The organism is Serratia sp. X10 (assembly GCF_017811775.1).
GTDB lineage: Bacteria > Pseudomonadota > Gammaproteobacteria > Enterobacterales > Enterobacteriaceae > Serratia > Serratia ureilytica.
In genome coordinates this window covers 416,693-428,921 of record NZ_JAEIOH010000002.1, presented here as the reverse complement: position 1 = coordinate 428,921, position 12,229 = coordinate 416,693, and the positions used below count along the sequence as shown (strand labels likewise).

The 12,229-nt window shown below is 57.2% G+C and carries 9 protein-coding genes; 5 read left to right on the top strand and 4 right to left on the bottom strand.

Annotated elements, in window-relative coordinates; translation table 11 throughout:
- Window positions 1–69 precede the first annotated feature (69 nt).
- The gene (locus J9788_RS07505; RefSeq protein WP_046896455.1) at window positions 70–966 is read right to left on the bottom strand and encodes a LysR substrate-binding domain-containing protein; all 897 of its coding nucleotides are present in this window, start codon (window positions 964–966) and stop codon (window positions 70–72) included.
- A 115-nt stretch (window positions 967–1,081) separates the two neighbouring features.
- On the opposite strand from J9788_RS07505, the gene J9788_RS07500 reads away from it, so the two are divergent.
- Window positions 1,082–1,717, top strand: a complete 636-nt coding sequence (locus J9788_RS07500) for a flavodoxin family protein (RefSeq protein WP_182264198.1) — start codon at window positions 1,082–1,084, stop codon at window positions 1,715–1,717.
- A 28-nt stretch (window positions 1,718–1,745) separates the two neighbouring features.
- Here the strand turns inward: J9788_RS07500 and J9788_RS07495 are convergent, their stop codons facing one another.
- Together J9788_RS07495 and ssuD are read right to left on the bottom strand one after the other, a co-directional pair.
- Entirely contained in the window at window positions 1,746–3,125 is a 1,380-nt protein-coding gene (locus tag J9788_RS07495; protein ID WP_046896453.1) for an FAD/NAD(P)-binding protein, read from the bottom strand.
- Window positions 3,125–4,297: an FMNH2-dependent alkanesulfonate monooxygenase gene (gene ssuD / locus J9788_RS07490; RefSeq protein WP_182264197.1), complete on the bottom strand. Its 1,173-nt coding sequence runs from the start codon at window positions 4,295–4,297 to the stop codon at window positions 3,125–3,127. The genes J9788_RS07495 and ssuD overlap by 1 nt, the downstream gene beginning before the upstream one ends.
- Window positions 4,298–4,577: 280 nt before the next feature.
- Here ssuD and J9788_RS07485 point away from each other — a divergent pair, with 280 nt between their 5' ends.
- The gene (locus tag J9788_RS07485) at window positions 4,578–6,497 is read left to right on the top strand and encodes a sigma-54-dependent Fis family transcriptional regulator (protein ID WP_182264196.1); all 1,920 of its coding nucleotides are present in this window, start codon (window positions 4,578–4,580) and stop codon (window positions 6,495–6,497) included.
- 707 nt (window positions 6,498–7,204) lie between these two features.
- Here the strand turns inward: J9788_RS07485 and J9788_RS07480 are convergent.
- The gene (locus J9788_RS07480) at window positions 7,205–8,053 is read right to left on the bottom strand and encodes a helix-turn-helix domain-containing protein (RefSeq protein ID WP_351131745.1); all 849 of its coding nucleotides are present in this window, start codon (window positions 8,051–8,053) and stop codon (window positions 7,205–7,207) included.
- A 696-nt stretch (window positions 8,054–8,749) separates the two neighbouring features.
- On the opposite strand from J9788_RS07480, the gene J9788_RS07475 reads away from it, so the two are divergent.
- From J9788_RS07475 to J9788_RS07465, 3 genes are all read left to right on the top strand, one after another.
- Entirely contained in the window at window positions 8,750–9,637 is an 888-nt protein-coding gene (locus tag J9788_RS07475) for a helix-turn-helix domain-containing protein (protein ID WP_182264195.1), read from the top strand.
- Between the two features lie 495 nt (window positions 9,638–10,132).
- Window positions 10,133–10,306 (top strand): hypothetical protein, encoded by a 174-nt coding sequence (locus tag J9788_RS07470; RefSeq protein WP_154219870.1) that lies wholly within the window; start codon window positions 10,133–10,135, stop codon window positions 10,304–10,306.
- A 262-nt stretch (window positions 10,307–10,568) separates the two neighbouring features.
- Window positions 10,569–12,209 (top strand): Na+/H+ antiporter, encoded by a 1,641-nt coding sequence (locus tag J9788_RS07465; RefSeq protein WP_182264194.1) that lies wholly within the window; start codon window positions 10,569–10,571, stop codon window positions 12,207–12,209.
- Window positions 12,210–12,229 lie beyond the last annotated feature (20 nt).

Genomic DNA, 12,229 nt, shown 5'->3' with positions numbered 1-12,229 from the left:
GATAGGTTCTCGCAGTGAAGTAAAAACAAAAGTTCGCTGATATTCCCACAGCTTAGGACGGTAAAACTTTTATTTCGTGCCATTGTCCTGCGGCAATTCCTGCTGCAGCCAGGCCAGAAACGCCCTGACCGGCGGATGCCGCTCGCGCCCCGGCGCGCACAGCACGCTGTATGCGGCGCCCGGTACGCGCACCTCCGGCCGGTACGCCGCCAGCAGGCCGTTGTCCACCATCTCGGACACCATCACCGAGCTGGCGAGCACCCACCCTTGCCCGGCCACCGCCGCCTGCAGGGCGTAATGCTCCTCATGATAGCTGCGCATCGCCGCATGGCGCCGCCACCAATCGACCCCGGCGGCCCGGCACCAGTCACGCCAGCCGCTGTCGTACAGCGCCGAATCCCCCCACTTGACGGTGATCAGCACCGGATTTTCCGGCTCGGCGGCGACCAGCCCCGGCGCGGCATAGACGCCAAAGCTTTCCTCCAGCCGCGCCGCCTGATGCAGCGCGGGATAGTGCGCGCGGCTGTAGCGCACCGCCACGTCCACGCTGGCGTCCTGCTGCAGATCGATCACCTCGGCGCAGGCCTCCAGGCGTACCAGATAGTGCGGATACGCCTGATAGAAGCGCCCCAAACGCGGCACCAGCCACAGCGCCGCGAACGAGTGCGTCACCGAAACGCACAGCGATCCTGCGCTGGGCTGCGGCCGCAGGCCTTCGAGCGTGGCGGCGACGTCCAGCAGCGCGCCGTGCACCCCGGCAAACAGCGTTTCCCCCTTCGGTGTCAGCCGCACGCCGCGCGGCACCCGCTCGAACAGCGCAAACCCCAACTGCTGTTCCAGCGCTTTGATCTGGTGTGATATCGCCGTCGGCGTCACCGCCAGCTCGGCCGCCGCCAGCTTGAAGCTGCGCAGGCGAGCGGCGGATTCGAAGGTGCGTAATGCGTTGACGGGCAGCGTGGCGAACATGGCGAAGCCTCTCCAGGTGAGTTGAACTCATCCTGGCAGAAAAGCCGTCATTTGTCGCCCGCCGGGGTTTATTTCTAGAGTAAGGCTGAATTCATTTCACACAGAGGAATATGACATGAATCCAACTCATCAACCCAAGCGTTTGGCAGTGCTGGTCGGCAGCCCGCGCCGCGACGGCAACAGCGCCACGCTGGCGCAGGCGATCATGGCGGGCGCCGCCGAAGCCGGCACCGTCGCCAGCCTGCATTTTCTCGACGATTACCTGAGCGGTTTTCTCAGCGATGAACGCCATACGCCGGCGCCGGCCGATCGCTACGCCGAGCTGTTCCTGGAGCACTTCCTGCCGGCCGACGGCGCGGTGTTTTGCACGCCGATATACTGGTACGGCATGTCGGCGCAAACCAAGGCCTTTTTCGATCGCTCATTCAGCTTCTATTCCAATGCCTACCCTCAGGCGGCGGACGTGCACCAACGCATGAGCGGCAAACGCATCGGGCTGGCGGTGGCGTCGGAAGAGACCTACCCCGGCGCGGCGCTGGGCATCGTGCATCAGATCCAGGAGTTCAGCCGCTACACCCATTCCGCCTTCGTCGGGCTGGTGCACGGCGCCGGCAACCAGCGCGGCGAGATCGCCCGCGATCCGCGCAACCCGCTGCGGGCCGCCCGCGAGTTGGGGCGCGAGTTCTTCACTCGCCCCTATTCGGATTATCAGATGGACAGCCCGCGCAGCACGCAGGTGTGGGCGGACTGACGCTTGAGTTTGCCGGCAAACCGCGCCATCACCCTCCGGCGGCGATCGCCGCCAGCAGATGACGCGCGACGCTTTGGGCGTGTTCCGCCACCTGCGGCAGCCCCATCAGTTCGCCGAAGCGGCCGCGCGCCGCCGGGCCGGCCACCAGCAAGCGCGGGTTGGCCAGGCCGTCGCCGCCGATCGCCTGGCTGTCGGCATTGACCCACAGCCCCAGCCCCAGCGGATCGGCGCGCAGCGCCCCCTGCTCCGCCAGTGAATGGAGCAAGGGGCTGGCGGCGATCAGGCCGGCATGGGCCGGGCCCGTGGTGATCAGCAGCCGCTGCGCCTGCAGCGCCCGCTCTGCGCCTTGACGCGGCAGAATCGTCAACCTTACGCCCTGCGGCGTTCGCTCCGCCCGCCGCAAACGAGCGGCCAATATCTGCAGCGTGCCCGCCGCCTGTTGCTCCGCCAGCAGCGTGCTCACCTGCGGCGCAAGGCGATAGCGATGCACGTCCCAATAGGCGCGCAAATGCCGCAGAAAACGCTGCTGTTCGGCCGGCGTCAATGCTTGCCACAGGCGCTGCCCCTGGGCGCGCACTGCGTCCAACACCGCCTGCCACGGCACCCGTTGCCGAGCGGCGCGCGCCACCTCAAGGCGCACCTGCCGCACCCCATCGCGCAGTCCGGCGGGCGGGGCAAACGACCATGTCGGGTACTCCCCTTCAGCATTGGAGCGCGGCAGCAGGCCGTGACGAGAGAAGGCGGTAATCGGCCCGCGATGCCCGCGGCGGTGTAACGCCGCCACCGTATCGGCCATCGTCAGCCCAGTGCCGACGATCGCCAATGCCTCACCGGGTTCAACTTCGTCCAGCGCCTCCGCCGCCCAGGGATTGGCGATCAGACGCGCATCGCGCGCCAGCTCCGGGGCTATCTGCCGCGGCAGCGCGGGCGGCGGATGGCTGGTCGCCAACACCACATAGTCGCCCCACAGCCGTTCGCCGCCGGCGGTGATAACGGTCGCGCCCTGCGCCTGCGGCTGCAGGTGCAGCGCCCGATCGCGCAGGTGCCACAAGCGGGCCCGGCCCGACTGCGCCGCCTGATGGAAACGTTCCTCGACATAGCGGCCGAAGGCGCCGCGCTGCGGATAGGCTTTACCGTCGCGCCACAACGCCTGCGGATCGGCCACCAATCCGCCGCCCAGGCGATACCAGCGGTCAAAATCCCCCGCCGGCTCATCCGCCAGCTGCATCCGATCGGCCGGGACGTTGATGCGATGGGTCGGTTCGGTGGTCGAGTAGGCCACGCCATAGCCCGGCGCGGCGCGCGGTTCGATCACCGTGACATCCACCGCTCCGCGCGCCAGCTGGATCGCCAGCGCCGCGCCGGTGAAACCGCCGCCGATAACGATAATATGGGCACGCTTCGCCATCAGCCCTCCCGCTGCGCCGGGCCGGGACGACGATCGCCGCCGATGGTTTCGCCGAACGGGCCGGTATTGATCGTGCGGGCCGTCTGATGGGCCGGCTGCGCCAGCGGCAACAGCGGCATCACCAGTTCGGCGAAGCGGTGGGCCTCTTCCAGATGCGGATAACCGGAAAGGATGAAATTGTCGATGCCCAGCGCCTGATACTCGCGTATGCGCGCCGCCACCTGCTGCGGATTGCCCACCAACGCGGTGCCGGCGCCGCCGCGCACCAGGCCGACGCCGGCCCACAGGTTGGGGCCGATGCGCAGACTCTCGCGCGAGCCGCCATGCAGCTCGCTCATGCGGCGCTGGCCGGTAGAGTCCATGCGCGCAAAGATCTGCTGCGCCGCCGCGATGGTGTCGTCATCCAGATGCGCGATCAGTCGCTCGGCCGCCGCCCAGGCTTCGTCTTCGGTTTCGCGCACGATAACGTGCAGGCGAATGCCGTAGCTGAGTTTACGTCCCTGCCGCTCGGCGCGCTGGCGCACCGCCGCAAGCTTTTCCGCCACCTGAGCCAGCGGCTCGCCCCAGGTCAGGTAGGTGTCGATCTGCCCGGCGGCGATGTCGATCGCTTCCGGCGAGGAGCCGCCGAAATAGAGCGGCGGGCCGTTTTCCTGTACCGGCGGGAACAGCAATTCGGCGCCTTCGACGCGAATATGCTTACCGCTGAAATCCACCTTCTCCCCTTGCAGCAGCTGTTGATACACCGTGAGAAATTCCTGTGTCACCTCGTAGCGTTCGGCATGGCTGAGGAAGATGCCATCCCCTTTGTTTTCCACCGGATCGCCGCCGGTCACCACGTTGATCAGCAGGCGCCCGTCCGACAACCGGTCCAGCGTCGCGGCCATGCGCGCCGCCAGGCTCGGCGGCTGCAGGCCGGGGCGCACCGCCACCAGATAGCGCAACCGACGGGTGATCGGCGCCAGCGCCGCCGCCACCAGCCAGGAATCCTCGCAGCTTTTACCGGTTGGGATCAGCACGCCGTAATAGCCGAGGTTATCGGCGGCCAGCGCCACCTGCTGCAAATAAGGCAGATCTACCGGGCGCCCGCCCTGCGCCGTGCCCAGGTAACGGCCATCGCCGTGGGTCGGCAGAAACCAGAAAACGTTGATGCGTTCTTTCGCTGACTCAGTCATTTATGCTTTTCCTATATAACTATTCTCAATATTTATCGATAGAAAAATCTTGCTTGGTTATAAAACGAAAAGCAGGATGCATGCCACAGTGGCGGACTTTAAAAATCAATATATATCAATACGTTGAAAATATATCACCGCCCAAACGCTGCTGCATTGGCAGCAAGCGGCGGCGAAAAGCTGTTGCCAATGCAGCACCGTGCGCCTTTTCCCCTCTCGCGGCCGCTCATGGGCTGGGATAAGATTTTTTTCCCCCTTCGCCGTCAGCTAGGAGACGCCCATGTACGATCCCCAACCGTTCGCCGCCGACAAACCGGTGCTGATCGACCCGGCGTCGCTCGCTCTGCAAAGCGTGCTCGATCGGCTGGCCCCCACCGACGCCACCGTACTGATCGTCGGTGAAACCGGCACCGGCAAAGAGGTGGTGGCGCGCTATCTGCACCACCACAGCGCGCGCCGCCATCGCCCTTTTTTGGCGGTCAACTGCGGCGCGCTGACGGAAAGCCTGGCGGAAGCCGAATTATTCGGCCATGAGAAAGGCGCCTTCACCGGCGCCGTCGGCACCCATCAGGGCTGGTTCGAAGCGGCGGAAGGCGGCACCCTGCTGCTGGATGAGATCGGCGAACTCAACCTGTCGCTGCAGGTCAAGCTGCTGCGCGTGTTGCAGGAACGGGAAATCACCCGTGTCGGTTCGCGCAAGCCGCTGAAGATCGATGTGCGGGTCATCGCCGCCACCCACGTCGATCTGGCCGGCGCAATCCGCCAACGGCGCTTCCGCGAAGATCTCTATTACCGGCTGAACGTCGCGGCGGTGGCCTTACCCCCGTTGCGCCAGCGGCCGGAGGACATTCCGGCGCTGACCAGACATTTTCTTGCGCTGTACGCCCGCCGGCTGGGACGGCCGCCGCTGCAGTTGACGGCAGAGGCACAGCAGGCGCTGCTGGACTACCCCTGGCCCGGCAACGTGCGCGAACTGGAGAACACGCTGCATAATGCGGTCTTACTGAGCCAGGGGGGGCCGATCGCCCCGCAGCAACTGCGGCTCACGCAACGCCTGACGGATCACGGCGGCGGCGGTGACGACGCCATCGATCGCTTCGTGCAGCAGCAGTTGCAAGGCGACGCTACCCAGCTCTACCAACGGGTGCTGGATGCGCTGGTGCGCAACGCCTTCGAACGCAGCGGCGGCAACCAGCTGCAGGCCTCGGCCTTGCTCGGCGTCAGCCGCAATACCCTGCGCACCCATTTGGCGCATCTTGGCCTGATCAAACCGCGCCGCCGCAGCGTCGGCGCGCCCGCACATTCGCCGGCCATCAGCGCAGCGCCGCTGCCCGAACGCGAACTGCGCATCGGCTATCAAAAATTTGGCAACCTCGGCGTGCTCAAGGCGCGGCAAAGCCTGGAACAGCACTTCGCCGCACAGCGCATCAGCGTACTGTGGAGCGAGTTTCCCGCCGGGCCGCAGCTGCTGCACGCACTCGACGGCGATGAAATAGACTTCGGCACCACCGGCGAAGTGCCGCCGATCTTCGCCCAGGCGCAGGGCAACGCGCTGGTGTATGTCGGGTTTGAGCCGCCGGCGCCGCAAAGCGTGGCGATGGTGGTGCCGCAAGACAGCCCGATACGCAGCGCCGCCGATCTGCGTGGCAAACGCATCGCGCTCAACAAAGGCTCCAACGTGCACTATTTATTGCTGCAGATGTTGGACGAACAGGGACTGACGTTGAACGATGTGCGCATCGTCTATGCGCCGCCGAAGTATCCGCTGTCGGCGACCGACCTGCAGGCGGTGGACGCCTGGATGATGTGGGATCCGCTGCTCAGCGACGCGCAGCGCAGCGGGGAACTGCGCGTGATCGCCGACGGCACCCAACGGGTGCTCAATCAGCAATTCTATCTGGCGCGCCGCGAGTTCGCCGAGCGCTCGGGCGATCTGTTGCAGCCGCTGATGCAAGCATTGCAGCACACCGGCCGCTACATTGCCGCGCAGCCGAGAGAAGCCGCTCGTCACCTTTCCGACGAACTGGGGCTGGCGAGCGCCTCGCTGGAACTCGCGCTGTCGCGCCGCAGCCACGAGATCCGCGCCATGGATGTGCAGGTGATCCGCCAGCAGCAAAGCATCGCCGACCGCTTCTACGCCCTGGGGCTGTTGCCCAAAGCGATCGCCGTGCGCGAGGCGGTTTGGCCGCTGGGATCTTAGCCTGGCTTCGGAGGGCACAGTATCGGCCGCCCTTTCTCCTCTGCGCACAAACTCATTCCGCCGTCGGAGCCGGGCGGTAATGCCAATGCCGCAAAGACATTTTTAGGTAAAATATACCGCCGATGTCAGTGCTAGGATTAATTCGCTATCATTTTATGTGCACTTTCAATTAACGTTACCCTGTTATTTTCGCATTCGCCGGTCGTCACGACCGGCTTTTTTATTTCCCCGCCTCCCCTGCCAAAAATATCGCTTTTTGGTAAAAAAAAGCGCACCAGGCAGGGTTACATAGCAACTGCATGGCCTTATTTCCCGTGTAGGGCCGTGCATCTCAGAGAGATTGTCGATGTTTCATTGGCCGGCGTTAATCGCCGGCTTTTTTTATCTTCATTTCATGACGCCTGCGCGTCGCAGGCCCCACGTCTTATTGGCAAAGAGGATGCGCGCATGCCGAGTCCATTGTTCCGTGAGATAACACTTTTCGGTAAAGACAAAACCCCAACGCGCGCTATTATTTAATTGTAGTGTTGTCATACCTATTGAATACCCCATGCTTACCGACCCTCGCGGTCGGTTTTTTTCTTCCTCGCCAACCGTTCCGTTGGTTGAAACAGGCTTATGGGGAGGGCGCCATCAAAATATCGATGGCATAACCCAAGCTTTCCGTTGTGATCAGGCAACCTTCTGCCGCGCGCGATAAACAAAGCTCATTTTATCGGGATGAAATACCACATGCTGACGTTTTCCTTTTCACCTGGGCAGTGATCGTGAATTTTAAAGATTACGCTTTGCGTGATGAAGATATCCAGGGAAGCCAACACCCCCTCATAGAGCGATAGGATGAACTCGTTTTCGCTCATCTTTTTTTCATTGCGTCTGATCGCAATGTACTTTGCCGATGCGTTGTACAGGCTACAGGTTATTGGATTCTTTACGTTTACCTTCATCTGCCCCCGGCTGATTACCGGCGAAAGCAGTTGCACGATCCTTTTTTTCTCGTAATACTCATGCAAATTCAAGTACACGATGCTGCTGGGGAAAGGCTCTTTATCGAAGCCAATAATCGGTTGATAATTGAGAAAAGGCCAATCGCGCTGGGTTCTGAATGTTCTCGGCGGGCAACCGAATTGATTTGAAAATGCACGGCTAAATGATTGCTGAGAACTAAATCCGGAGAGCAACGCGATTTCATAGATCTTCATATCGGTACATTTCAGCAATAACGTCGCGCGGCTTAGTCTGCGCTTTCTGATATAGGTCCCTATCTTCATCCCTTCATACAAATAGAACATCCGCTGTAAATGCCCGATGGAATACCCTGACTTAATGGATAGCGCCCTTATTGATACATGGCTTTGTGTATCAATGGCTTTTTCAATGATAGCGATTATCTCATCTAAAATATTGCGTCTGAACTTGTTAGAACAATCCATAGTAAAGCCTGTCATCTTGCTATTTTTATTATTGAATGCATCTCTCTTCTTGCGGAACCAAAATCTGTCCGGCTTGCTTTTTTTCGAAGAATGGCATTCCCATATCCGTTCAAATATATCCACGCATCACGTTGCACAAAAATCATTTCCAGGGCGAAAGATGCCGATTCACCTCTCGCACAAGATGAGATTCACAAAGAAGTCGTGTGGAAAAACGCTGATAAACCACGGACGCCAAGACAGAACAACGCTCAGCGTTTATTCTGCCTCAAAAAACGCAGGCCACAGCCAGAAGATAAATAGCAAACGCTATTTTTCGTGAAAATACCCCCTCATACTCCTCCCTGAATGTCATTATCCTTGATACCCCCTTGGATTAACCATTATTTAATTGCGCAATCCCCTGCCTGGCCTATTTGCCGTTTAACCACCCACTCTTAAACATAGAATAGTTAATTATTTCGATTCGAAAAGATGTTACTGTCAATAAATTGACAGCCATATAGAGTTTTTATCTATCAATGAGCAAAAAATGTGCTCCACCCACCTTAACCCACTCACACAACCTCATAAAAATCAATAAATTAACACACTCAAAATGTATCCCTGCACTTTCTCCTTCTTCGCCATACGCTGCTATTTGGTAAATGACACTTTTAAGTACATTTTTTTTAATTCACCGCGTTAATATTGCAAGCGTTCTATACTCAGGATATTGCCTAAAAGATCGGATGAATTGGGGGCTTATCGCTGAATATCGATAACGCGTTATTTTACCCAACGCAACCATTAGGCAGATAACTAAAAGGGAGCTCCTGCATGTTTATAACCAAAGTCATTGAGGAGCTGCTCGCCTGGGTGGAAGAAAGTGGGTTCAATGAGAAGCTCACCGTTGAGATGCTGTCAGAAAAAAGCGGATATTCACGCGGGCATATCCAAAAAGCGTTTAAAGATGAAACAGGGATGACTTTCGGGAGCTATGTGAGGGGCAGAAAACTCATTCGCGCCGCATTTATGTTGAAAGCGACGAACCTCTCTATTTCCGATATCGTTAAAGCGCTGAACTTTCAGTCATATCAATCCTTTGAACGGGCGTTTCGCAAGCAATTCAGAACCTCGCCGATGCAGTATCGCAAAAGTAAATCGTGGGACGTGTCCTCCGCCATCCCATTGCTGTTTCTCGACGGCATTCCCGAGCATCGCTATGTGCACCTGCCAAAATTTTTCGACGATTCAGGGGATGGCGTTGATGCAGAGATAGATCACTTCCATCCTGCGGTTTCCGCGCTGCGATTGGCGGCAATTGATAACATGAAAAAAACGGATAGCGGCGTGATTAACTTCTTCAATTTTGGCGCGAGCATCAAGAAAGAGAATTACGTCAGCATCTATTTGAAGACCCTCTATATTTCTGAAGAAGACTGTCTTGGCAGCGTGCTTGCCTCTCTGGCCGACGCCCAGGAAAAAAAAGACATGCAACTTTATGCAGAGTTCTGTTTTGACGGCGCAAGCGATGAGGCGCAAAAATTCACGCAAAGTATCTACACCAAATCATTCCCGATAAATAAAGTTGGCATGATCGATCGCTTTCTCATTGAAATTATCACCCCCAAAGGCGGCAATACAATAGAGATGAAGACCTATATCCCCATTGTCTTCCCTATCAAGCACAGAGAGAAAGAGGTAGCGCCAGGGCCAGCGCAGTAACCCTGTCATTATCGGCGTAGCTATTTATTAAAAAGGGTAATGATTTATATTAAACAATAAAGAGTTATGATGAATTCACACTCAAAACCACTCATTACCCACTCGCCGCAAAGCGCCAACTTTAAGACTTATCTAATTGGAAAAAACGTCAACATCTCCCTGAAATTCGCGCCAAGATGAGATTTTCTCGCCCCCACAAGGAATCACCGCTTATCCGTTAAGCGTCCTCTTCGATATGACTTACGTACCAAAACCTTACATATCAATACGTTACCCAAATTTGCTTTTTGTGCGACCGATTGTATAACTTATTGTTTTTATTATGTTTGCGCTAAATACCCCGCCTAAGCGCAACCGGCATTTTTCACTTTATCCCGCCCGCACGCTTGTAGACATCCCCAGGTAGTGACGATATTTTATTTCCACGAGACTTATTTTTACGGGTGCTATCAATATGCCTTAAACAAGAATAAAGCGCGTCAGGAAAATAGAATTATGAGTATTCAAGTATGGTCTAAAAACCTAAAAAAACACTATCCTAATGTGAATGTTGAAAAAGTCACCGTCGGCGAACGCGGGAAAGGTTATATTGTCTATGTCGATGGGGAAAGAATGGCATTGAATCATTTTTTTCGCCGCTTCTATCGACATCGGCTTGATAAAGAATGATGTTTCACCCTGAACTCAACGCAGGGTAAACCTCTGCGCAACCTCGTGATTAAAAGCAATTCCGCATTCATCATCACTCTAAATAATTAGTCCCGAGAGGCTCTTTCATTCAATGCGCTTATCACTGCAATAAAATATCGGATTGCCCAGCGCAACAAAAACCGTCTCTCTGCGAGACGGTTACAACCCGGTATTAAATAAAAATCCTGCAGAAAAACCGTTTGATAACGGTGAGAAAAATTAAATCCACAAAAGGTTCACGATGGAAACATTCTTCACCATATTGATCTTATTGCTCACCGTCTCGTTGTCCGGCGTCGTGACGCGCATCTTGCCCTTCCAGATCCCGCTTCCGCTGATGCAAATCATCGTTGGCGCCGTGTTGGCCTGGCCGCAGTTTGGGTTGCATATCGACTTCAATCCCGAGCTTTTCCTGATGCTGTTTATTCCCCCGCTGCTGTTCGCCGACGGTTGGAAAACGCCGGCGCAAGAGTTCATCCATTACGGCAGAGAAATCCTTTGTCTGGCCCTGGTGCTGGTGATCATCACGGTCGTCGGGGTGGGTTATCTGATTCACTTCCTGCTCCCGTCAATCCCCCTCGCCGCCGCGTTTGCCCTGGCCGCCGTTCTGTCGCCAACGGACGCCGTGGCGCTGTCCGGCATCGTCGGTAAAGGACGCATGCCCAAACCCGTGATGAGCGTAATTGAAGGGGAGGCGCTGATGAACGACGCCTCCGGGTTGGTTTCCCTCAACTTCTCCATCGCTGTCGCGCTCGGCGCGATGGCGTTTACCCTGGAGAGCGCCTTTCTGACCTTTCTTCAGGTCTCGATTGGCGGGGTGCTGTGCGGCATCATTATTGTCTTTCTCTATAATCAAATGGTTAAGTTCATCCATAAATGGATGTATAACGATTCCGCCACCCAGATTATTTTCTCGCTGTTACTGCCCTTTTCCTGCTATCTGATTGCGGAAAGAATCGGCGTATCCGGCATCCTGGCCGCCGTCAGCGCCGGCATGATGATTGGCCAATCCAAAGTGAATCGCAGCATGCCGCTGGTGCGTTTACGTACCAATAATATTTGGGAAATGCTCGAGTTCGTGTTTAACGGCATGGTGTTTATTCTGCTTGGGCTGCAGCTGCCGGGCATCTTGAACTTCACCGTGGCGCAAACCGGTATCGATCATTCCATCAGCCTGGAGACGCTGCTGGCTTACGTGGTGATCATCTATTTTAGTTTGATCGCCGTGCGTTTGATTTGGCTGTGGCTGATGAAAGTCGGCAGCGCGACCCTGATGCGCAAAGATCCGCTGTTCTTTTCGAAATTCAGCACGCGCGATCTGTTCGTCGCCGCCTTTGCCGGGGTGCGAGGGGCGGTGACCCTGGCGGGCGTGCTGTCAATTCCGCTGTTTCTATTGGATGGCTCGCCATTCCCGGGGCGGTATCAGCTGGTATTTATCGCCTCGGGAGTCATCTTGCTGTCGATCGTCGTCGGCATCGTCACGCTGCCCTTCCTGTTGCGCGGCAATCTGCCGCCGGAAGAAGATCAGGAAGAGGCTTTCTCCGTTTCAGAAGCCTTGGCGAGCGCGGCGACCAAAGCCGTCAACGAAACCAAGGAAAAGCTGCTCGTCGCCCCGCCGGACGACGCCACGCCGGAACTGATTGAAGAAACGACGCGGCGGATGCTGGACGTGCTGCAACGTAAAATTCTGACCAAAGAAGACATTAAGAATATCGTGGCGCTGAAGCGGCTGGAAAAGCAGCTGTACTTAGCCTCGTTGCACGCGGAAAGAGAAGAGCTGTACCGGCTGCGCCGCATGAAGAAAATCAGCCATGAGAAACAGAGAAAGCTGCTGCATCGCATTGATATTACTGAGGTGCTGATCGCTGAAGACAGCGTTTAAACGAGGAGATGAAGGCGGTT

Coding starts and splice junctions, on each gene's coding strand:
- J9788_RS07495 (WP_046896453.1), bottom strand. CDS start 3,125: ATGGCGAAGCGTGCCCATATTATCGTTATCGGCGGCGGTTTCACCGGC.
- J9788_RS07505 (WP_046896455.1), bottom strand. CDS start 966: ATGTTCGCCACGCTGCCCGTCAACGCATTACGCACCTTCGAATCCGCC.
- J9788_RS07470 (WP_154219870.1), top strand. CDS start 10,133: ATGAGTATTCAAGTATGGTCTAAAAACCTAAAAAAACACTATCCTAAT.
- J9788_RS07465 (WP_182264194.1), top strand. CDS start 10,569: ATGGAAACATTCTTCACCATATTGATCTTATTGCTCACCGTCTCGTTG.
- ssuD (WP_182264197.1), bottom strand. CDS start 4,297: ATGACTGAGTCAGCGAAAGAACGCATCAACGTTTTCTGGTTTCTGCCG.
- J9788_RS07485 (WP_182264196.1), top strand. CDS start 4,578: ATGTACGATCCCCAACCGTTCGCCGCCGACAAACCGGTGCTGATCGAC.
- J9788_RS07475 (WP_182264195.1), top strand. CDS start 8,750: ATGTTTATAACCAAAGTCATTGAGGAGCTGCTCGCCTGGGTGGAAGAA.
- J9788_RS07500 (WP_182264198.1), top strand. CDS start 1,082: ATGAATCCAACTCATCAACCCAAGCGTTTGGCAGTGCTGGTCGGCAGC.